At 44.6% G+C, this 22,014-nt stretch carries 23 protein-coding genes and 1 other annotated feature; of the genes, 19 read left to right on the forward strand and 4 right to left on the reverse strand.

The window, feature by feature from the left end; all coding sequences use genetic code 11:
• Positions 1 to 17: 17 nt before the first annotated feature.
• From coaE to N5C46_RS21425, 14 genes are all read left to right on the forward strand, one after another.
• Positions 18 to 623 carry a dephospho-CoA kinase gene (coaE, locus tag N5C46_RS21360; RefSeq protein WP_261750168.1) on the forward strand — a complete coding sequence of 202 codons (606 nt, stop codon included), beginning with the start codon at positions 18 to 20 and terminating at the stop codon, positions 621 to 623.
• A gap of 444 nt (positions 624 to 1,067) precedes the next feature.
• The gene (locus N5C46_RS21365; RefSeq protein WP_034756995.1) at positions 1,068 to 2,096 is read left to right on the forward strand and encodes a glyceraldehyde-3-phosphate dehydrogenase; all 1,029 of its coding nucleotides are present in this window, start codon (positions 1,068 to 1,070) and stop codon (positions 2,094 to 2,096) included.
• A 576-nt stretch (positions 2,097 to 2,672) separates the two neighbouring features.
• The gene (gene speD / locus N5C46_RS21370; RefSeq protein ID WP_034756998.1) at positions 2,673 to 3,053 is read left to right on the forward strand and encodes an adenosylmethionine decarboxylase; all 381 of its coding nucleotides are present in this window, start codon (positions 2,673 to 2,675) and stop codon (positions 3,051 to 3,053) included.
• A gap of 132 nt (positions 3,054 to 3,185) precedes the next feature.
• Entirely contained in the window at positions 3,186 to 3,566 is a 381-nt protein-coding gene (locus N5C46_RS21375) for a hypothetical protein (RefSeq protein ID WP_051758182.1), read from the forward strand.
• A gap of 82 nt (positions 3,567 to 3,648) precedes the next feature.
• Positions 3,649 to 4,104 (forward strand): transcriptional regulator NrdR, encoded by a 456-nt coding sequence (gene nrdR, locus N5C46_RS21380; protein ID WP_034757001.1) that lies wholly within the window; start codon positions 3,649 to 3,651, stop codon positions 4,102 to 4,104.
• Between the two features lie 67 nt (positions 4,105 to 4,171).
• Positions 4,172 to 5,560: a replication initiation and membrane attachment family protein gene (locus tag N5C46_RS21385; protein WP_336275511.1), complete on the forward strand. Its 1,389-nt coding sequence runs from the start codon at positions 4,172 to 4,174 to the stop codon at positions 5,558 to 5,560.
• Positions 5,561 to 5,572: 12 nt separating this feature from the next.
• Entirely contained in the window at positions 5,573 to 6,505 is a 933-nt protein-coding gene (gene dnaI / locus N5C46_RS21390) for a primosomal protein DnaI (RefSeq protein ID WP_261750169.1), read from the forward strand.
• Between the two features lie 139 nt (positions 6,506 to 6,644).
• Complete coding sequence (gene ytxC / locus N5C46_RS21395) at positions 6,645 to 7,511, forward strand: putative sporulation protein YtxC (RefSeq protein WP_261750170.1); 867 nt, start codon at positions 6,645 to 6,647, stop codon at positions 7,509 to 7,511.
• Positions 7,512 to 7,875: 364 nt separating this feature from the next.
• Positions 7,876 to 9,807 carry a threonine--tRNA ligase gene (gene thrS, locus N5C46_RS21400; RefSeq protein WP_261750171.1) on the forward strand — a complete coding sequence of 644 codons (1,932 nt, stop codon included), beginning with the start codon at positions 7,876 to 7,878 and terminating at the stop codon, positions 9,805 to 9,807.
• A gap of 205 nt (positions 9,808 to 10,012) precedes the next feature.
• Positions 10,013 to 10,152, forward strand: a sequence feature (ribosomal protein L20 leader region).
• A gap of 89 nt (positions 10,153 to 10,241) precedes the next feature.
• Entirely contained in the window at positions 10,242 to 10,745 is a 504-nt protein-coding gene (gene infC / locus N5C46_RS21405) for a translation initiation factor IF-3 (protein ID WP_034757009.1), read from the forward strand.
• Between the two features lie 23 nt (positions 10,746 to 10,768).
• Positions 10,769 to 10,969: a 50S ribosomal protein L35 gene (rpmI, locus tag N5C46_RS21410; protein WP_032087387.1), complete on the forward strand. Its 201-nt coding sequence runs from the start codon at positions 10,769 to 10,771 to the stop codon at positions 10,967 to 10,969.
• A gap of 28 nt (positions 10,970 to 10,997) precedes the next feature.
• Complete coding sequence (gene rplT / locus N5C46_RS21415; protein WP_034757014.1) at positions 10,998 to 11,357, forward strand: 50S ribosomal protein L20; 360 nt, start codon at positions 10,998 to 11,000, stop codon at positions 11,355 to 11,357.
• 89 nt (positions 11,358 to 11,446) lie between these two features.
• Entirely contained in the window at positions 11,447 to 11,725 is a 279-nt protein-coding gene (locus N5C46_RS21420) for a DUF1294 domain-containing protein (RefSeq protein ID WP_261750172.1), read from the forward strand.
• A 97-nt stretch (positions 11,726 to 11,822) separates the two neighbouring features.
• Positions 11,823 to 12,392 carry a TVP38/TMEM64 family protein gene (locus N5C46_RS21425; RefSeq protein ID WP_034757020.1) on the forward strand — a complete coding sequence of 190 codons (570 nt, stop codon included), beginning with the start codon at positions 11,823 to 11,825 and terminating at the stop codon, positions 12,390 to 12,392.
• A gap of 22 nt (positions 12,393 to 12,414) precedes the next feature.
• Here the strand turns inward: N5C46_RS21425 and N5C46_RS21430 are convergent, their stop codons facing one another.
• Positions 12,415 to 12,813 carry a hypothetical protein gene (locus N5C46_RS21430; protein ID WP_061810909.1) on the reverse strand — a complete coding sequence of 133 codons (399 nt, stop codon included), beginning with the start codon at positions 12,811 to 12,813 and terminating at the stop codon, positions 12,415 to 12,417.
• A gap of 145 nt (positions 12,814 to 12,958) precedes the next feature.
• Between N5C46_RS21430 and N5C46_RS21435 the strand changes: the two genes are divergently transcribed.
• Together N5C46_RS21435 and N5C46_RS21440 are read left to right on the forward strand one after the other, a co-directional pair.
• A complete protein-coding gene (locus N5C46_RS21435) occupies positions 12,959 to 13,447 on the forward strand; it encodes a dUTP diphosphatase (RefSeq protein ID WP_261750173.1) in 489 nt (162 codons plus the stop codon).
• Positions 13,448 to 13,540: 93 nt separating this feature from the next.
• Complete coding sequence (locus N5C46_RS21440; RefSeq protein ID WP_261750174.1) at positions 13,541 to 14,626, forward strand: M42 family metallopeptidase; 1,086 nt, start codon at positions 13,541 to 13,543, stop codon at positions 14,624 to 14,626.
• A gap of 114 nt (positions 14,627 to 14,740) precedes the next feature.
• Here N5C46_RS21440 and N5C46_RS21445 read toward each other — a convergent pair whose 3' ends face one another.
• The 3 genes from N5C46_RS21445 to sspI form a co-directional block, all read right to left on the reverse strand.
• Positions 14,741 to 16,096, reverse strand: a complete 1,356-nt coding sequence (locus N5C46_RS21445) for an IS1182 family transposase (RefSeq protein WP_261748840.1) — start codon at positions 16,094 to 16,096, stop codon at positions 14,741 to 14,743.
• Positions 16,097 to 16,222: 126 nt separating this feature from the next.
• Positions 16,223 to 16,768 carry a cysteine hydrolase family protein gene (locus tag N5C46_RS21450; protein WP_261750175.1) on the reverse strand — a complete coding sequence of 182 codons (546 nt, stop codon included), beginning with the start codon at positions 16,766 to 16,768 and terminating at the stop codon, positions 16,223 to 16,225.
• Between the two features lie 115 nt (positions 16,769 to 16,883).
• Positions 16,884 to 17,105 (reverse strand): small acid-soluble spore protein SspI, encoded by a 222-nt coding sequence (gene sspI, locus N5C46_RS21455; RefSeq protein WP_034757033.1) that lies wholly within the window; start codon positions 17,103 to 17,105, stop codon positions 16,884 to 16,886.
• Between the two features lie 124 nt (positions 17,106 to 17,229).
• Between sspI and N5C46_RS21460 the strand changes: the two genes are divergently transcribed.
• The 3 genes from N5C46_RS21460 (at position 17,230) to pheT (ending at position 21,845) form a co-directional block, all read left to right on the forward strand.
• The gene (locus N5C46_RS21460; protein WP_261750176.1) at positions 17,230 to 17,991 is read left to right on the forward strand and encodes a TrmH family RNA methyltransferase; all 762 of its coding nucleotides are present in this window, start codon (positions 17,230 to 17,232) and stop codon (positions 17,989 to 17,991) included.
• Between the two features lie 375 nt (positions 17,992 to 18,366).
• Entirely contained in the window at positions 18,367 to 19,404 is a 1,038-nt protein-coding gene (gene pheS, locus N5C46_RS21465) for a phenylalanine--tRNA ligase subunit alpha (RefSeq protein ID WP_229593940.1), read from the forward strand.
• A gap of 26 nt (positions 19,405 to 19,430) precedes the next feature.
• Positions 19,431 to 21,845 (forward strand): phenylalanine--tRNA ligase subunit beta, encoded by a 2,415-nt coding sequence (gene pheT, locus N5C46_RS21470; RefSeq protein ID WP_261750177.1) that lies wholly within the window; start codon positions 19,431 to 19,433, stop codon positions 21,843 to 21,845.
• The last annotated feature ends 169 nt before the right edge of the window (positions 21,846 to 22,014 follow it).

Raw genomic sequence — 22,014 nt, forward strand, 5'->3', positions numbered from 1 at the left:
TTGGAAAGGACACGATCATGGCACGAATTATAGGATTAACAGGTGGAATTGCAAGTGGTAAAAGTACAATCTCAACCATGTTACATGAAAAAGGATATACCATAATCGACGCAGACCTCGCAGCCCGTATGGTGGTCGAGGTGGGTCAGCCTGCCTATCTGGCGATTGTCGAAGAATTTGGTGAAGATATCCTTCACGAAAACGATTCGACCATCAATCGCGAAAAACTCGGTGGAATCATTTTTAACTCTGAAGAAAAAAGAAAAGTGCTGAACAGCATCGTGCACCCTGCTGTCAGGAGCATGATGCTCCAGCATAAAGACGAAGCCATCGCGTCCGGCAAGAACACCATATTCATGGATGTTCCCTTGCTTTTCGAAAGCGACCTCACGTGGATGGTCGAACGCACCCTCGTCATATACGTAAACGAAGAAACACAACTATCACGCTTAATCGAACGCAATCATCTAAACCGTCAAGACGCAGAAGCACGGATCGCATCCCAATTCCCACTCAAGGACAAAGTCAACCTCGCCGACGCAGTCATCGACAACAACGGAACCATAAGCGAGACAAAAGAACAACTTGAGGCTCTCTTAACAGAATGGGACTTACAACCATAACAACACAAACGACCGACAAGAAAACCCTTGTCGGTTTTTTATTTTGTCTAAGAGTAACATTTGGTGGTCTGATCTGACATTTACTATTCGGATAACATAATACCCATGTTGAGTGTAGCGGAAGGTTGCTCGACTCCGACGGGAAAAGCTGGACAGATGAGACCCCACAGGCGAAGCCGAGGAGGCTCATCGCCAGCCCCGCGGAAAGCGAGCAACCTGGAGCGGAACTCAACCAGCACATGCTCCGAGAGAATGTGTGAATAAAACCTTCAAATCAAGTATGATTCCAAACCACAAAAATATACATACAATAAGCCTATTTGTCAGAATAATAAAACATTAAAAATCCGCAAAATACTTATTAACTAATTCTCCAAATATGTTATACTATTTTTAGCAAATAAACATATAAGTATAACATTAATATAGAGGGGAGCCGGATTTATGAAGGCGAAAATTGCAATCAATGGTTTTGGACGTATTGGAAGAATGGTTTTCAGAAAAGCAATATTAGAGGAAAACTTAGAGGTTGTAGCCATTAACGCAAGCTACCCGGCTGAAACGTTAGCTCATTTAATAAAGTATGACACAAATCATGGTACATTCCAGGCAGATGTAGTGGTGGAAGATCATGCACTCATCGTCAACGGAAAACGTGTCCTACTATTAAGCAATCGTGATCCTAAAGCATTACCATGGAATGAGCTGAACATCGATATCGTCATTGAAGCGACGGGAAAATTTAATTCAAAAGACAAAGCGAGCCTTCACTTGGAAGCGGGAGCGAAAAAAGTCATCCTGACGGCCCCGGGTAAAAATGAAGACGTTACCATTGTGATGGGCGTAAATGAAAGCGCATTAAATATAGAAGAACACAGCGTCATCTCCAATGCTTCCTGCACGACGAACTGTCTGGCTCCTGTAGCGAAAGTGCTGGATGAGCAGTTTGGAATTGAAAACGGTCTCATGACGACGGTGCATGCTTACACGAATGATCAAAAGAATATTGATAATCCACATAAAGATCTTAGAAGAGCAAGAGCATGCGGCCAATCGATCATCCCGACGACAACAGGTGCTGCGAAAGCATTATCACTAGTGCTTCCTCAACTAAACGGGAAGCTTCATGGCATGGCGCTGCGAGTTCCGACTCCGAACGTTTCATTAGTGGACCTGGTCGTGGATGTGAAAAGGGACGTAACCGTTGATGAAATCAACGAAGCATTCGTCACGGCATCCCTTGGTTCCCTGCACGGAGTCTTGGAATATACAACAGAACCACTTGTCTCAATCGATTTTAATACAAACCCACATTCTGCGATCATCGATGGCTTGTCCACAATGGTCATGGGCAGTCGTAAAGTGAAAGTCCTTGCCTGGTACGACAACGAATGGGGCTACTCATGCCGCGTCGTCGACCTGGCCAAATTCGTCGCCACCAAAATGAACGCCAAACAAGAAGTCAACGTTTGAAAGAACCAACATAAATCATAAAGCAAAACCCTAGAACGTACCTTTTTCAGGTGCGTTCTTTTCTTTTTATCCTTTTTTTATAAATGGGCAGGGGAAGTTTTCTAGAAGTGAAGGGATGTAGATGCTATCGTGTAAAGTCTGTTTGTAAAAGTTTATTTCCTCTATATGTAAAAACCTTAAGCTAGTGTATACCACAGAGTGGATAGGAGCGGAAGGCACTCGACTCCTTCGGGAATAGCTGGACAGGTGAGACCCCGCAGGCGCAGCCGAGGAGGCTCACCGCCAGCCCCGAGGAAAGCGAGTGCCTGCAGCGGAAAGGAACGGTCAAGGTTTAACGTTATAGCCAAATCAAACGATTACCTACCCATCTAAAAAACTTTATAAAAATTTATTGCAAAAGAGTTTTAAACAAAGTATACTATTTTTCGTGAACTTCTTATTAGCAAATGAATACTGATTTAACTACTTAAAGGGTTAGGACCTCTTCGGACTAACTTTCCCCCGTGGTAGTTAAGATTTTGCCAAAGGATTCGTTCATTTTGACGAAAAAAATCATGTCAAAGGGGGAAATACAAAATGGAAACAATGGGACGTCATGTAATCTCTGAATTATGGGGTTGCGATTTTGAAAAATTAAACGATGTAGTAGGAATTGAGAAAACATTCGTAGATGCTGCGCTTAAGTCAGGTGCAGAAGTGCGTGAGGTGGCTTTTCATAAATTTGCTCCTCAAGGTGTGAGTGGAGTCGTGATCATTTCTGAATCACACTTAACGATCCACAGTTTTCCTGAACATGGTTATGCCAGTATTGATGTATATACTTGCGGTGATTTAGATCCTAATATCGCAGCTGAATATATTGCAGATGCTCTTGGTGCTGACACACGTGAAACGATTGAATTGCCACGTGGAATGGGTCCTGTACAAGTGAAGAAGTCCCAGGCTCAAGCCCTTTAATCGATAATAACTCAGAAGAGATGCGTGATTCATGCATCTCTTTTTTTATGCCCGCGTTCGTACGTGCACTTATGGGTTTTTCAATCGTGCCTTTTCGTGTAAAATAAGGGTAACTAAAGGGAGGAACTTGATATGAGTGGAATACGTACCCTGTTAAAGCGATTTCAATCGGAGTGTGAAACGTCCGATCAGCATGAAGATAAGGAACTGCAATCACGCTATTATAAATCCATGCATCAAGGTGCATTTAATGCCGTGCTGGGATTATTCTCGTCGTCAGAATATGAGGTGATCTCCCAGTCCAAGGACAGAGGGGAAATCACGGTCCGAAAAAACGGAACGCCTCAATTATTTATCGTTGCCACGGTCATCACGGTTCGGCCGCTTGAAACGGCAGTCGATTTTAAGGTCAGTGCGGATAAAGGGAAGATTTTTGGTACATATACCGTTTTAAAAGCGCAAATCAACCATTATTATCACCAGCTTGATGGCGAATTGAAAAAAGTGAAATAACGGTAAATCCTATAGAAGCTTGTGTAAGTTGCAGCTTTTTTATATGATGAAGGTAATAGTATGTAATAACGGAGCTGATATTATGAAATGCCCGTCTTGCCAGCATAATGGTACCAGAGTGGTGGACTCACGACCTGCTGATGAAGGACGCTCTATCAGGAGAAGAAGAGAATGTGAAGAATGTACATTTCGCTTCACGACCTTTGAGAAGGTTGAAGAGCTTCCTTTAATTGTGGTGAAAAAAGAAGGGGTAAGAGAAGAGTTTAGTCGAGAAAAGATTTTGAGGGGATTGATCAAGGCCTGTGAGAAGCGCCCGGTACCTCTTGAAAGATTAGAGAAGATCTCAACAGATATCGAAAAGGACCTGCGGAATCAAGGTGCCTCCGAAGTAGAATCTGTGAAGATCGGTGAGATGGTCATGGATCACCTTGCGAAAGTTGATGAAGTGGCATATGTCCGTTTTGCATCCGTATATCGACAATTTAAGGATATTAATGTATTTATAGACGAATTAAAAGAATTAATAAAAAAAGAGTAGAAGAATGAGCTGAAGATGGAATTCTTTGGCTCTTTTCTCTTTATTTATTGAAAGGTAGAATCCAACTATGATGAAGAAGCATTGGAATGAAATACAGCCAATTGATCACTACACCGTAGGGACACATGGGATGCTTCAGGAATATGACCGGAAAATCATTACGTTTCTGTACCAGCCTCTGATCGGTACCGTTTGCTACAGCCTCTACATGAGTCTATGGGGGGAAGTGGAAGAGAACCGGCTCTGGTCGACGGATTCCACCCATTATCATTTGATGAACGTCCTGTCCGTCAATCTTCAGGACGTCTACGAAGCAAGGATGAAGCTCGAGGGAATCGGTTTGCTGAAGGTGTATGAAAAAAGGGATGATGAAGACCGCCGTTTTCTATATGAACTGCAGCCGCCCCTTTCCCCTCAGGAATTCTTTCATGATGGCATGCTGAATGTGTATTTGTACCGTAAGATCGGCCGGACCCATTATTTGCGTCTGAAGAAATTTTTCACGGATGCGTCAGCTGATAAAAATCAGTACTCAGACATTACCCGATCTTTCCAGGATGTCTTCACGTCTGAACCGATTAATTTCCTTCACCATGATGCGAATGTGGATTCGGAAACCGGGTCAGGTGAACAATATATGAAATACGGCAAGAATGATGGACTTGCCCTGGATGAAATCGATTTTGATTTTCAGCTGCTGCTGGCCGGGTTATCGGAATCCATGGTCCCGCGCAAAGCCTTTACCCCGAAAGTGAAGGAAACAGTATTGAAGCTGAGCTATCTGTACGGAATCGATCCTCTTCAGATGAAGAATATCGTCCTAAGCTCCCTGGATGCGGATGATACGATCGATATCGAAATGCTCCGTAAAACGGCCCGGGACTGGTATGGTATGCAGACGGGTGATCAACTGCCTGATTTGACGACGAGAGTGGAAACGAAGAAAGCTGTAGAGCGGGATCAACCGCTTTCCCAGGAGGAAGAGCTCATCGACTATCTGGAAACCACCTCCCCGAAGGATGTGTTATCGGACATCTCGAACGGCGGGTCTCCTTCCAAGGCTGATCTTCAAGCCGTTGAGGAAGTGCTCATGTCCCAAAAGTTGCCGATTGGCGTGATGAATGTACTGATCCAATATGTGCTGTTAAAAACAGACATGAAGCTGACGAAAGGATATATGGAGAAGATCGCTTCCCATTGGTCCAGGAAAAAGGTGACGTCGGCAAGTGAGGCGATGATACTCGCGAAAAGTGAACATAAGCAGTATCTCGAATGGGCTGAAGGTAAAAAGGAAACGAAATCGAACAGGCGGAGAAAGCCGATCCGCACCGAGAAGCTTCCGGACTGGTTCAAGGAAGATGGAACGGCGGAAGAATCCGATACCACTGCAGAAGGATACGACTTCGAAGCAGAAAAGAAAAAACTTGAAGAAGAGCTTAAAAATTTTCGGAAGTAGGTGAACAAAACGATGGAGAAAATCAATAACACCTTAAAAAGGCTGGCGACTTCCGGGTCATTTCAACAGCGATATGAACAAATGAAAAAAGAGATCTTAGAAAATAATGATGTAAAAGATTTTATCCGCAGGAATGAAGGACGGGTAACAGGCGAAATGGTCAACGAAAGCCTGATGAAGCTGTATGAATACATCTCTCAAAGCAAGGAATGCCGGTACTGTCCTTCTTTGCAGGAATGCAAGAATATGATGGAAGGATATGATCCTCATCTGGTGATCAGAGGGAATACCATCGACATCGATTATCATCGCTGCCCGCGGAAAGTCATCCATGATGAAAGAACGAGTGCTCAGCGACTGATCAAAAGCTTGTATGTCCCGAAGGATATTTTACAAGCTTCCTTCCAAACCCTCGATCTTGATTCGAAGAGCCGTCTCGAAGCGGTGCGCCTTGCGAAGAATTTCGTAGAGACGTATACAGAAGGGACGAAAATGAAAGGCCTCTATTTTTACGGGAAGTTTGGAGTGGGCAAGTCCTATCTGTTAGGCGCCATGGCCAATGAACTTGCTGAGAAAAAGATCGGATCTTTGATTGTATATGTTCCTGAGTTCTTCAGGGAAATCAAGTCTTCACTCGGTGATAATACGGTGAATGAAAAGCTTGAGATGGTAAAATCGGCACCGATCCTCATGCTTGATGATATCGGAGCGGAAACCATGTCCAGTTGGGGTAGGGATGAAATCCTCGGTACGATCCTCCAGTACAGGATGCTTGAAAACCTGCCGACATTCTTCACCTCCAACTTCAATTTCAACGAGCTGACCCATCATTTGACGTACAGTCAGCGCGGGGAAGAAGAAAAACTGAAGGCTGCGCGGATCATGGAGCGGATTAAATATTTATCCAAGCCTGTGTTGATCGACGGGCGGAATCGAAGGGAATAGTTTGTAGGAAAGGGAGTCGCGTATGCGGTTCCCTTTCCTTTTTTTGATCACCCAAAAGAATTTCCCTCATCAACTTCTAATTTATACAAGCCTCCCATATATATAAATCAGGGAATTGGGTTTAAGGAGGCGAGAAAGTTTGATTGAATTTATTTTTAAGCAAAAAAAGGATGCGATAAAGCTTCAAGAATACCTCAATAAAGAGTTCATCCAATCATGGTTTCATGAAACGCTCTTTCAACATACAACTCACTATAATCTGACGATAGAGGTCTCCCCCTTCTTCAAGGAGCGGGAAAAGCTTTTCAACGGGGTTTCCAAATTCGTCATGAATGATAAATGCATGGACTGGTCCGAATCAGCCTTGAGAGAAAATTATTTGTATGAAGATAGTGATGAAATCAATCAAATATTAGAAATCGTGTCAGAGATGAGGATGGGGGAGCGTCCGGAATTGATGGAGCTGATCGGCGAATGGGACGGGGCTGAATATGTCCGGGAGAGCCTGGAGCTACTGATGGAAGGGAAGGCCCCCATCTCATTCGACTCGTTCAGCAAGTTCAGGTTGAAAAAGCTTCAGGAGAGGCTCTTACTGATACTGGATATCGCCATAGACGAATATAAGATGGAGCAGGAATATCAGATGTTCGTTCATATGCTGCGGGAATATCTCTCTTCAAGGGAGCAGAAAATGCGCACGGTCCATCTTTACTCGACGGGATATGGATTTCGTTTCTTTGATGAGGACATGAAAGAAGTGACACGGCAGGAGCTGACGAAGGCGATCGATAAACGGCTGCTTACCAATCACCCCTTATATGTGGATTCATTCACCATTGCCCCTTTATTATCCCTTGCCCCTGAGAAGATACACGTTTATGGAAATGGGGATCATCAATTGATCCGGACGCTGCAGAATATTTTTGAAGAACGGATTGATCTCCTGCCGTTGAGTTATTTTCCCGATACACTTCTTTATCCTTCGTGGGATATTGCGAATGAATAGGCTTGCTTTTCAAAACATAACCGATTATAATACCTACATAATAAGTCAATAAATAAAGGTTATGATGAGGACAACAATATTCCTATTCATTCACAGAGAGGGAAGTCATTTGGCTGCAAGCTTCCTAATTCGGTAGTGATATTTACCACCTCGGAACTTCGATCATGAACGGAACCTGATCCGGTTCACAGTAATGATTGACGGCTAAATGTCGTTATTCGTTTTTCAATGAAGTCATTGTCTTTACACCAGGACAGTGAGAAGTTGGGTGGAACCACGAGTTTATTTATTAACCTCGTCCCTTCAAACGTGAAGGGGCGGGGTTTTTTATGTTTTATAAAGATATTTCAAGGAGTGAAATCACATGTCAGAAGTAGTGAAAATGCAGTTCCCTGATGGAAATGTCAAGGAGTTTCCCAAGGGTACGACAACAGAAGAGATTGCTGCGTCCATCAGTCCGGGACTGAAGAAGAAGGCGCTCGCTGGAAAAATAAATGGTGAAATGATCGACCTGCGTACAGGAATTCAGGAAGATGGAGCCATTGAAATCGTGACGGCTCCTTCAGCGGATGCCCTAGAAGTCCTTCGTCACAGTACGGCCCATTTAATGGCACAGGCCATCAAGCGTTTATATCCTGAAACGAAGCTGGGGATCGGTCCGGTCATCGAAGGCGGATTCTACTACGATATCGATTCGGAGCACACGTTCACTCCGGAAGATCTTCCGTTGATCGAGAAGGAAATGAAGAAGATCACAGGTGAAAACCTGGAAGTCGTACGTAAAGAAGTCAGCCGAGACGAAGCGCAGAAAATGTACGAAGAAATCGGTGACGAGTACAAGCTTGAACTGCTTGAAGCCATTCCTGCAGGCGAGCAGGTTTCCATTTACGAGCAAGGTGAATTCTTCGACCTTTGCCGTGGGGTCCACGTCCCATCAACGAATAAAATCAAGGAATTCAAGCTGTTAAGCATTGCCGGTGCCTACTGGCGTGGAAACAGTGATAATCAAATGCTTCAACGGATTTACGGTACGGCTTTCTTCAAGAAGGAAGACCTTGAAGAGCATCTTCGCCTTTTAGAAGAAGCGAAAGAGCGTGACCACCGTAAGATCGGGAAAGAACTGAACCTGTTCATGAACTCACAAAAAGTGGGACAGGGCTTGCCGATGTGGCTTCCTAAAGGTGCGACGATCCGCCGCATCATCGAGCGTTATATCGTCGATAAAGAAGAGCGTCTGGGTTACGACCACGTTTACACTCCTATCATGGGAAGCGTAGAATTGTACAAAACAAGCGGTCACTGGGATCACTATCAGGAAAACATGTTCCCGGTCATGGAAATGGACAATGAAGATCTTGTCCTTCGCCCGATGAACTGTCCGCATCATATGATGATTTACAAAAACGGCATCCACAGCTACCGTGAGCTTCCCATCCGTATCGCCGAGCTTGGTACGATGCACCGTTATGAATTGTCAGGTGCACTGTCTGGACTTCAGCGTGTCCGCGGGATGACTCTGAATGATGCCCATATCTTCGTTCGTCCTGATCAAATCAAGGAAGAATTCAAGCGCGTCGTACGCCTTGTTCAGGAAGTATACAAGGACTTTGATCTGAAAGACTATTCATTCCGTCTTTCGTATCGTGATCCTGAAGATACAGAGAAGTACTTCGATGACGATGAAATGTGGAACCGTGCGCAAGGCATGATCAAGGAAGCGATGGATGAACTGGATGTCGAATACTTCGAAGCAGAAGGGGAAGCGGCATTCTACGGCCCTAAACTGGACGTTCAGGTGAAAACGGCTCTTGGTAAGGAAGAAACACTTTCCACTGTTCAACTGGACTTCTTACTTCCAGAGCGCTTTGACTTAACATACGTAGGTGAAGACGGCAAACAGCACCGTCCTGTCGTGATCCACCGTGGAGTCGTATCCACTATGGAACGATTCGTTGCCTTCCTGATCGAGGAATACAAAGGTGCATTCCCGACATGGCTTGCTCCAACGCAGGTTCAGGTGATCCCGGTTTCTCCGGATGTCCACTTCGACTACGCGAAAGAAGTGAAAGAAAAGCTTCAGGCTGAAGGGCTTCGTGTAGAGATCGATGACCGTAATGAAAAAATCGGCTATAAGATCCGCGAATCACAGATGAGCAAAGTTCCTTACATGCTCGTCGTGGGAGACAATGAAATCAAGGAAGCGTCCGTCAACGTCCGCAAATACGGAGAGCAGAAATCAGAAACGATTTCCCTTGACGCATTCATCGGTCACATCACAAAAGAAGCGAATCGTTAAAATCTGAAGAGGGACGGACCTCCAAATGGTCATTGTGGTTTACCATAATGTTTCTGTTGGAGGTCCGTCCCTCCCCAATTAATTTCAAAAAACTGTTGCACTCTCCTTAGATGTCTGATATTATGAAATACGTTGTGATATTAAATGATTATTTGACAGCGGTATTGTCATGTGATATAGTATCTAAGGTGAATTGAATACAGTTTGGTACAAGTAGGAGCTACCCGCTTCTCACCTGAATAACGCGTTAAAGCTGTTACCAGGTATGTGATTGACTATTAAAGCCATTTATATATGCTTAATAATCAGGTGCGGGTGTTTCGACACTCGCATCTTTTTTTGTGTCCTGGACATGGAAAAAGGAAGCGGGTGCGTCGGCCAAAGCCGTGTATTCTTTTAATAAACCTTGGAGGTGGCTAATTATTAGCAAAGACATGATCTTAAACGAAACGATTCGTGCCCGTGAAGTACGTCTTATCGATCAAAACGGTGAGCAACTTGGAATCAAATCCAAGAATGAAGCTCTTGAAATTGCTGAACGTGTAAACCTTGATCTTGTTCTTGTTGCTCCAAATGCAAAACCACCCGTTGCTCGTATCATGGACTACGGTAAGTTTAAATTTGAACAACAGAAGAAAGAAAAAGAAGCACGTAAGAATCAGAAGATCATCAATCTTAAAGAGGTGCGTCTAAGCCCGACGATTGATGAGCATGATTTCAACACCAAGCTTCGTAACGCTCGTAAGTTCCTTGAAAAAGGAGACAAAGTTAAAGCGTCAATCCGATTTAAAGGTCGTGCGATTACGCACAAAGAAATTGGTCAACGTGTTCTGGATCGCTTCAGTGATGAGTGTAAAGATGTAGCAACCGTTGAATCAAAACCGAAAATGGATGGTCGCAGTATGTTCTTGGTGCTTGCACCAGTCAACGAAAAATAAAGGACCCGAGGAGGAAAAGCATCATGCCAAAAATGAAAACTCACCGCGGCTCAGCTAAGCGTTTCAAGAAAACAGGTTCTGGTAAACTTAAACGTTCACACGCTTACACAAGCCACTTATTCGCAAACAAATCTACTAAAGCAAAGCGTAAGCTACGTAAAGCGGCTGTTGTCTCTAAAGGAGATTTCAAACGCATTCGTCATATGCTTGACAACCTAAAATAAGAAGTATTAGAAACAGGAGGGAATTATTATGCCACGCGTAAAAGGCGGAACAGTAACACGCAGACGTCGTAAAAAAGTTCTTAAATTAGCCAAAGGTTATTTCGGTTCAAAACATACTTTATATAAAGTAGCAAATCAACAAGTCATGAAATCATACATGTATGCTTATCGTGACCGTCGCCAAAAGAAACGTGATTTCCGTAAACTATGGATCACACGTATCAATGCGGCTGCACGTATGAACGGTCTTTCTTACAGCCGTTTAATGCACGGATTGAAACTTGCTGGTATCGAAGTAAACCGCAAAATGCTTGCTGAGCTTGCGATTTCTGACGAAAAAGCATTCAACCAATTAGCTGACGCTGCTAAAGCTCAACTAAACAAATAATATATTGCTGACTGAGTCAGCAGACAAAAAGGACTGGCCCCTGGCCGGTCCTTTCTTATATCAATCACTATAGAAAGCAGGTAGAAATCATGGATGCATTAACAGCGATCTTATATCTATATGCCGTCATCATCAATATCATCGGCTTTACGGTCATGGGGAGAGATAAACGGAAAGCAGAGCGGCATGAATACCGCATCAGCGAGCGGGTGCTGTGGCAGGTCGCCATTGTGGGAGGCAGTGTCGGAGCGTATATGGGGATGAAGGTGTTCAGGCATAAAACGAAGCACAAAGCGTTTGCCATCGGCTTCCCATTGCTTGTCATCGTCCACTGTGTGCTGTTCATCTGGCTGAACGCGAATCTGTGACGTCAAAGTTTTCATTCTTTAACCCGTCTCTTATACATACTATATAAAGAGGGTTTGTAGAAACAGCTTAGAATAGCAGAAGGAGGTCGCATAAGCCATGGACGAACGGTTGGTTGCTGCATTCGCCCTGATGGAGGCAAGCGGATATATGGCTCCTGTTCTGTTTATCTTATTTCATATCCTGAGGCAGTTTCTGTTCATCCCCGTCGCCCTTGTCTGTATGGCGGGAGGGGTTCTGTTCGGAAGTCTCTTCGGCACTCTGTATTCGTTGATCGGATTAACGCTCTTATCTGTCACTTTTTATTTTGTCATCAAAAGTTTCAAATCGTTTTATGAAAAACTCCTGAGGCTGAAAGAAAAGTGGTTCGGACGGAATGCCACCCTCACCACGGGTCAGATTGCGGTTCTCAGGCTGATTCCCTTTGTCCATTACCAGCTCTTGAATCTTTGCCTGCTCGAGCGGAAGAAGGAGCTCAAGCCCTTCGTACGCGCCTCCGTCCTTTCCAATATTCCCCTGGCGTTTTTCTATACAGTGTTCGGCCAATACATCAAACAATTTTCCCCGCCCATTCTCGTCATGATCTTCATCGCACTCATCGTCCTATTTTACCTCCTGAGAGAAAAAGTCAGAGTCATTCAATGGAGAGAGTTTTTCCCAGGTAAATAAAAATGAAAAACGACCAGCTCTGCTAGTCGTTTTTTTGTTGTGATTTTTGAAGGAATTCGTGGATCGGACTTTTCCAGTCGAGTTTGGCATTCGGGTATCTTTCTTTGATTTCGTTCTGGAGGTATTCGAAATCCTCCCGGGTAAGGCCCTTTAATGAGGAAACATTTTTGGTCCATACGAATATGGAAACTACATCGAATGCCTTCTCGGTTGCACCGAGATATTTTTCCCCTTCAAATCGTACACCCTTGTACGTTATGTGAAAATTCTTCCGGACATTTTCCTGATCATCGAGAAAATAGAAACGTTTCTGCTCCTGGGCAAGCTCCAGTTTTCGCTTTGGGTTGATAATGTATTTCACGCTGCTGTATAAAAGATAAAGAATAAGGATCAAAAGCACTAACCGAATAAGCCAAAGCATAACCATTACCTCCATAGGCATATTTCTTCCACTATTATTTACGGTTAAATCAGAAAAAGGTTTCATATTATTATAAATTTGTTTAAAAATTTGTCATACTAAGAGGGTGTGTAAGAAATAAAGGCATCGAAGGGGAGATACCACAATGAATATTGAAACATTATTGGACATGCAGAAAAAGCTTGATCAGCATATCGAAGAGGAACACGGCCTGGAACAGGAAGATCTGATCGACAAAAAAATCCTGGCCCTCCTGGTTGAGGTGGGGGAACTGGCCAATGAAACGAGAAGCTTCAAGTTCTGGAGTACGAAACCTTCGTCAGCAAAGGATGTAATCCTTGAAGAATTTGTGGACGGGGTCCATTTCATCCTGTCACTGGGAATCGAAATCGGCATTCAACAATTCGATATAGGGGAGACGAATTATGCGAATGAAGATGTGACAACGCAATTCATGGAAGTGTTCAAGTATGCGAACCACTTTGCTGAAGAGCGTTCCGTTGAACATTTCCAGGAGTTATTCAGGCACTACGTGTACCTTGGCGAACTGCTCGGATTCACCCATGAAGAAGTGTTCGATGCATATGTGAAGAAAAATGAAGTGAATTATAATCGTCAAAAAGAAGGATATTAATCCATGATAGTAAAGAAGATTCAGGAAATTTTGATGAATCGCACAGGTTTTAGTATAATGAAAAGGTAAAACAATATTTAGGGGGTCGAAACAATGGCGAAATTAGATGAAACATTGACAATGCTCAAAGATTTAACCGATGCCAAAGGTGTACCGGGTAATGAGAGAGAAGTACGGGAAGTCATGAAAAAATACATAGAGCCATTTGCAGATGAAGTGACGACAGATAACCTCGGTAGCCTGATCGCGAAAAAAGTGGGCGATGAAAACGGTCCTAAGATCATGGTGGCGGGACATCTTGATGAGGTCGGATTCATGATCACCCAGATCGACAGCAAAGGGTTCCTTCGCTTTCAAACCGTAGGAGGCTGGTGGTCTCAAGTCATGCTTGCCCAACGTGTGACGATCGTGACGAGCCAAGGGGAAGTGACGGGTGTGATCGGTTCCAAGCCGCCGCATATCCTGCCTCCGGAAGCACGCAAAAAACCGGTGGACATCAAAGATATGTTCATTGATATCGGTGCCTCAAGCCGTGAAGAAGTACTGGAATGGGGAATGAAACCGGGAGATATGGTAGTCCCTCACTTCGAATTCACGGTAATGAACAACGAGAAGATGCTACTGGCGAAAGCATGGGATAACCGCATCGGATGTGCGATTGCCATCGATGTACTAAGAAATCTGAAGGATGCGAGTCACCCGAACGTCGTATATGGAGTCGGTACTGTACAGGAAGAGGTCGGCCTGCGTGGCGCGAGAACGGCTGCTGCCAAAATTCAGCCTGATATCGGCTTCGGTGTGGATGTTGGAATCGCAGGGGATACACCTGGAGTGTCTGATAAGGAAGCGTCAAGTAAGATGGGTGAAGGTCCACAGATCATTTTATATGATGCGTCCATGGTTTCCCACAAGGGACTGCGCGACTTTGTGACGAATACAGCGGATGAGCATAACATCCCGTATCAATTTGACGCTATCGCAGGTGGAGGAACGGATTCAGGTGCGATCCATTTGACAGCCAATGGAGTTCCTGCCTTATCCATCACCATTGCGACACGTTATATCCACTCACATGCAGCGATGTTGCATCGTGATGATTACGAGAACGCTGTTAAATTGATTACAGAAGTGATCAAGAAGCTCGACAGCGACACTGTGGCGAAGATTACGTTTGATTGATTGCAGTGAAAGAGACCCTGTTGAATCAGGGTCTCTCAGACTGTAGACAAACCCCACCTTCACTTTAACCGAAGGTGGGGTTTTCTGATATTTTAAAAGATTTTTCTCCTGTTTCTAGGCTGGACATGGCCCTCGCCATGTCCAGTTTGCCAACTTCTTAAGATTCATGGCAGCGAATGTAAGCATCGCCTGCATTGAAACTTTTTTAAGACCTCTTAAGGTCGTCCAACGCATGCCATGCTTTTCTTTTGCGTCCGCAAAGACCCGTTCGATCGTTTCTTTGCGTTTCGCATATAGAGTTTTATTAAGTTCTGTATGTCTCAAATGTTCTACTTCATCTATGTAATCCTGCCACACATGTCGATGAATCATCTTGGTGTGATTCTTACTTTGTGTACAACGTTCTAACAGAGGACAGTCTTTACATTCCAAAGGATTTGAAGCGTATTGTTTGTACCCGTCTCTTGTGGTAGTACGGTAAGGTAAAATTTGTCCTTCGGGACAAAGATAGGAGTCAAAATATTCATCGTAAACGTATTCGTATTTCCTAAGATATCCGTCTTTCGTTCTCGGCCGTGTATAAGGCATAACGGGTCTGATTTCTTGGTCCATGAGGAATTTAGCGATGTGGGGTGTTTTATATCCTGCATCAACAGCGACAGAACTGGGCTTACCGACTTTATCCGTGACTTGAGTGACGAGCTTGTCCAACATCCGACTATCGTGAACATTTCCTCCCGTGACAAGAGATCCTAAGATAAAACCCCGGGAGTCGCTTGCCGTATGAAAAGAATACGCAAACAGCTTTTCGCGCTCATCTTTTACGTAATACCCACTTTCAGGGTCTGTCGTGCTGACCTTTATTTCTTTTGACTCTTCTTTATTCTGTGGGGGGAAGGGCTTTTTTCCGTGTTCCTCTCGGTCAATGTTGATCTCTTTATCCAGCTGATCCTGATACGTTCTAGTTTCGACTCGGGCTATTTTCTTTTCGAATTTCTTCTTATTCGCATTCGCTTTTACATGAGTAGAATCTATAAACGCAACGGATGGATCCACCAATCCTTTGGTCATCGCTTCTTTCAAAATGCGGTAGAAAATTTGTTCAAAGAGATCCGTATCGTGGAAGCGCCTAACGTAGTTTTTACCGAAGGTTGAAAAGTGAGGGATTTTCTCTTTGAACGAATACCCAATAAACCATCGATAAGCAACGTTGGTTTCGATTTCTTTGATGGTTTGACGCATGGAGCGTATGCCAAAGAGGTATTGGGTAAAGACCATTTTAATGAGAACAACGGGATCAATACCAGGCCGCCCATTGTCTAAACAATATTTATCTTCTACTAAGTCATAAATAAATTCAAAATCAATCGCTTGTTCAACTTTCCTAACTAGATGATCCTCAGGAACAAGTTCATCTAGCGCAACCATTTCAATTTGATTTCTTCCTTCTTTAGTGTGTTTTGATAACATTTTTATCCCCCACAAAAGCTTTATTCCTTTCTATTATACAAAAAAAGCTTGTAGACTTGGTCTAATTCTTAGACTTTGTCTACAAGCTGAGAGACCCTGTTGAATCAGGGTCTCTTTATTTTGCCTTCATTTAAACGTCATTTCTTTCGAAGAGGTCATATCGGCGTCAATCGTCTTCTTGATGATGCGGATCGCGCTTTCATTGTCCTCCTTGGTTTCGGATGCCATGCAGTCCTTTGGGATCGACATGTCATACTCCCTCATATAGGCGTCATTGGCGGTATACAGCACGCAGATGTCACCTGCGATCCCTGTTAGAATCAGATGCTTCACGTCCAGCTGATGAAGCAGGATATCAAGCTGTGTCCCGAAAAAACACGAGTGCTTCGGTTTGATGATAAAATAATCGTCTGTATCGGGATGGAGTTTTTCGATTACATCTTTGCCTTTCCCTTTTTTGCATTCTTCGATGATATCATTCATATTGTCCTGCCAAAGGCCGTAGTTATCATTCACATAGATGACAGGCAACCCGGCTTCCTTTGCTTTCTTCTTCAAATCCCGGATGTTTCCGACGATGTTCATTGTGTTTTCATGTATTTTTTCTCCCCCTTGGAAGTCAAACGTATTAATCATGTCGATGATCAATAAGGCGCTTTTATCCTGACTCATCCCTTTTTCTCCCCCTTCGTTTTCTTATGTATGTTGTATTACCACTGAAGGAGTGAGGCTAAAACCATCCAAGGGAAAAAACATGGGCAACCCCGATTCAGGATTGCCCATGCCTTTATTGCATTTGTTGCTGCTGCAATGATTCCTCTAATGTTTCAAGGACCATTTTCTGTTCCTCGGGATCGGCGTTTTGCCAGAAGACTTCAAGGAGTACACCGAGACCTGGAAGGGTTTTTTCTTCTCCTCCCTGGATGGCATCGACAATAGTGTCTCTCAATTCGTCCTGGTTGTTTCCAGATACATTGTGTATGATCGCTTTTCGTAAGTTAAGATTCATCACGCATTTCTCCTTTGTGCTAGGATGAGGAATTCATTGTTATCTTGTCTCAAATTGAATTTATTATGTATGGAAGTTAAGGTATAATGAGACCTTGAATAGTAATCAAAAGGAGCGGATACGATTGAAGTATATTCAATCCTCGAAAAATCCTGTTGTGAAGCAGTGGAAGAAATTATTGACGAAAAAAGAACGGGATCTCACCCGCACATATATCATTGAAGGATTTCACCTTGTGGAAGAAGCATTAAAGCAGGAGGATACGGTCCTTGAGTTGATCCTCGTGGAAGGAATCGATCTTCCACAGAAATGGACGGTGGATTCGGTTTCTGTCACCATGGTATCGGATGAAGTCGGGAAAATCCTCGCTGATACCGAGACCTCTCAAGGGATCTTTGCGATTTGCAGGCAGAGAGAAGACGAGCATGACCCTGATCAGGCAGGCACATTCATGCTTCTCGACGGTCTTCAGGATCCTGGCAATATCGGTACGATCATCCGCACAGCCGATGCGGCGGGAATCGATATGGTCGTGTTGGGAAAAGGGACGGTGGATCCTTATAATCCGAAAGTGTTGCGCTCGGCACAAGGAAGTCATTTTCATATTCCCATCGTCAGAAAAGAACTGTCTGAAACCATTACAGCCCTGAAAGAGCGCAGCATCCCCGTGTACGGGACGGCGCTTGAAAACGGAGTGGAGTACACGTCGATCAGCCCGCAATCTTCTTATGCCCTCATCGTAGGGAATGAAGGGAACGGCATGTCGAAGGAGCTTTTAAAGGAAACGGACCGGAACCTCTACATCCCTATTTACGGTAAGAGTGAATCCTTGAATGTGGCCATTGCGGCAGGCATTTTATTGTATCATTTTAAAAATGGGCAGTGAATTTCGTGAAAAGGTTTGAATTATGCCGTGAAATTCACTATAATAATGCACATATAACTTAAAAACGTTGAAAGAGGAAAGTAACACATGACCTTCTTCAAGGGAGAGAATGCCCTGGACTGTAAGCATTCTTAAGAAAACATGATGTGAACATTTCACCTCTCGAGTTGGCATCGGGACCATTCCAATGTGAATGTAAAGATGCTCCGGCATAAGCCGTTATCTGAATGAAGTGAGTAGATCCCCCTGTGGATATGCTTATAAGGGTGGTACCGCGATATAAACCTCGTCCCTTTTTGGGATGGGGTTTTTTTATTTGTTTAAAAACCAATCCAACGAAACATTCGGACGATATACATTAAAGGAGGAAGAACAATGGAGGACAAATTACGATCCCTTCAACAAGAAGCCATCGAAAAAGTGAACGAAGCACAAGATCTGAAAGAATTGAACAACATCCGAGTTGCTTATTTAGGCAAAAAAGGACCTGTCACCGAAGCCTTAAAAGGAATGGGGAAACTTTCAGCAGAAGAGCGTCCTAAAATGGGGGCACTTGCCAATGAAGTCCGTGGGGCGATCACCGAAACCATCGAAGCAAAGCAGGCTGTTCTTGAAAAAGAAGCGGTCGAAAAGAAGCTTCAATCTGAAACGATCGATGTCACGTTACCTGGCCGCCCAGTGAAAAAAGGGAATCACCATCCCCTGACGATGATCGTGGAAGAAATCGAAGACCTCTTCATCGGCATGGGCTATACGGTTGCTGAAGGACCGGAAGTGGAGAAGGACTATTATAACTTCGAAGCCCTGAATCTCCCTAAAGGACATCCGGCACGTGATATGCAGGATTCTTTCTATATTACGGAAGAAACCCTTCTGCGTACCCACACGTCACCGGTTCAGGCAAGAACGATGGAACTGGCCAAAGGAAACGGTCCCATCAAGATCATCTGTCCCGGGAAAGTGTACCGACGTGATACGGATGACGCGACACATTCACATCAATTCACCCAGATCGAGGGTCTTGTCATCGACGAAAACATCCGGATGAGTGATCTGAAAGGAACGCTGAATGTATTTGCCAAGAAAATGTTCGGTGAAGACCGTGAAATCCGCTTGCGCCCGAGCTTCTTCCCATTCACAGAGCCATCTGTCGAGATGGATATTTCATGTAAGATCTGTGGAGGAAAAGGCTGCCGCGTATGTAAAGGAACGGGCTGGATCGAAATCCTTGGAGCAGGGATGGTTCATCCGAATGTCCTTGAAATGGCTGGATTCGATTCGAAGAAATATACAGGTTTCGCGTTTGGTATGGGACCAGAACGTATTGCCATGCTGAAATACGGCATCGATGATATCCGTCATTTCTACACAAACGATACTCGCTTTGTGACACAGTTCGGAACACAAGAGTAAAGAAAACGATAGGGAGGTACTAACACATGTTTGTTTCATATAAATGGTTAGAAAATTATGTAGACCTGTCAGGTGTCACACCTGAAGAGTTGGCAGAGAAGATTACAAGAAGCGGGATCGAAGTCGAAGGTGTCGAACGGATCGGCGAAGAGATCAAAAATGTGGTCGTCGGGCATGTCCTGCAATGTGAGCCGCATCCCGATGCGGATAAGTTAAATAAATGCCTTGTGGACGTAGGGGAAGAAGAGCCTGTCCAAATCATTTGCGGGGCACCGAACGTGGCAAAGGGCCAAAAAGTGGCTGTCGCGAAAGTAGGGGCGGTCCTTCCTGGTAACTTCAAAATCAAAAAAGCCAAACTTCGCGGCGAAGCATCCCACGGGATGATCTGCTCCCTGCAAGAGCTTGGAGTCGAAGGGAAGCTCGTACCGAAAGAGCATGCAGAAGGGATCTATGTATTCAGTGATGAGGCTGAAGTCGGTCGCAATGCGGTTGAATTACTAAATCTTGATGATGCGATCCTCGAATTAGGATTGACACCCAATCGTTCTGATTGCTTAAGCATGCTTGGAGTGGCGTATGAAGTCGCAGCCATCCTGGACCGTGACGTGAAGCTTCCTGTGACGGAGGTATCAGAAGGCAGCGAAAAAGCTTCGGATTATGTATCGGTAAAAGTAGAAGCAAAAGAAGATAATCCTCTTTACGGGGCTAAAATCATCAAAAATGTCAAAATCGGTCCATCTCCACTTTGGATGCAAAATGCACTGATTTCTGCAGGGATCCGTCCCCACAACAATGTAGTCGACATTACGAACTACGTACTGTTGGAATATGGTCAACCGCTCCATGCTTTCGACTACGACCGCCTCGGTTCAAAGGAAATCCTTGTTCGCCGTGCAAATGACGGCGAAACATTCGTGACCCTTGATGATGCGGAAAGAACGCTATCAAAGAGCCAGCTTGTCATTACGAACGGGACTGAACCCGTTGCCCTTGCCGGCGTGATGGGTGGAGCAAATTCAGAAGTCCAGAACGATACGACGACGGTCCTTCTTGAAGCAGCATACTTCACCGGTGCGATTGTCAGAGGTGCATCGAAAGACCACGGACTCAGAAGCGAAGCCAGCACCCGTTATGAAAAGGGTGTGGATCCGAATCGTGTCCTGAAAGCCGGGGAAAGAGCGGCTGAACTGATGGCTGAATATGCCGGAGGGGAAGTTCTCGAAGGCACTGTTTTATTTAATGAATTGGACGTAGAGCCAGTGAAAGTGGAGATTACGCTAGAAAAAATCAATTCTTCACTTGGAACAGCCATTTCCGTTGATACAGTGGAAGATATTTTCCGCCGACTTCAATTTGATGCAGAAGTAAACGGCGAAACATTCGTCGTAACGGCTCCTACAAGAAGAGGGGATATCACCATCCCTGAAGATTTACTGGAAGAAGTGGCCCGCCTTTACGGCTATGACAATCTTCCGATGACACTTCCAGAAGGAGAGGCAACACCTGGTGGCCTTTCGAATCACCAGCTGAAGCGCCGTACGGTCCGCCGATACCTGGAAGGAGCGGGACTCCTGCAGGCGATCACGTATTCATTGACAAACGACAAGAAAGCAAGCCAATACGCGTTGGACGTAAGGGAGCCTGTCCGCTTATTGATGCCGATGAGTGAAGAACGCAGTAACCTTCGTTTAAGCATCATCCCGCAGCTGCTTGAAGTGGTTTCATATAACAAAGCCCGTCAAAATGATTCTCTGGCCTTTTATGAAGTGGGATCCGTATTCTTAACGGAAACAGGCGAAGAACTTCCACAGGAAGAAGAGCATATTGCAGGAGCGCTGACCGGCCTGTGGCACCAGCATCCTTGGCAAGGCGAGAAAAAGCCTGTCGACTTCTATGTGGCCAAAGGGATCCTGGAGGGCATGTTCGAAGAAATCGGTGTATCAGAGGCTATTTCATTCCGTCAGGCAACCATAGACGGCATGCACCCTGGACGTACGGCCGAGATCTTACTTGACAACGAAGTGATCGGTTTCGTCGGAGCGATCCATCCGGAAGCGGAAAAAGAACTGGATCTTAACGAAACGTATGTGTTCGAACTGAAGGCATCACCTGTCTTCCATTATGAAAAACCGGCATTAAGCTACACGCCGATCCCTCGCCATCCATCGATCACAAGGGATATCGCCCTTGTAGTGAACACGGATGTGAAAGCCGGGGACCTGGTAGCCATCATCAAAGAAGCAGGAGGAAAACTTCTGAAAGAAGTGTCCGTCTTCGATCTGTATGAAGGCGAGCATATGGAAGCAGGCAAGAAATCACTTGCATTCTCCCTGAAATACTTCGATCCGGCCAAAACATTGACCGATGAAGAAGTGGTGAAAGTGCATGATGGAGTACTTGCTGCCGTAAAAGAAAAAGCAGGAGCCGAATTGAGAGGATAATTCGACTTTTGGGGAGAGGTGTCAGACATTGGTCTGGCATCTTTTTTTGTGATGGGGGATTGTTTGGATGTTGAGGGGGTTTGCCAGGAGAAATATGACGTTTATTCAGCAGGAGAAAAAACGGGGAAATTCTCCTGCTGAAATATCCCCAACATTCAACAGCTAAAAA

The organism is Rossellomorea vietnamensis (genome assembly GCF_025398035.1).
Lineage (GTDB): Bacteria > Bacillota > Bacilli > Bacillales > Bacillaceae_B > Rossellomorea > Rossellomorea vietnamensis_B.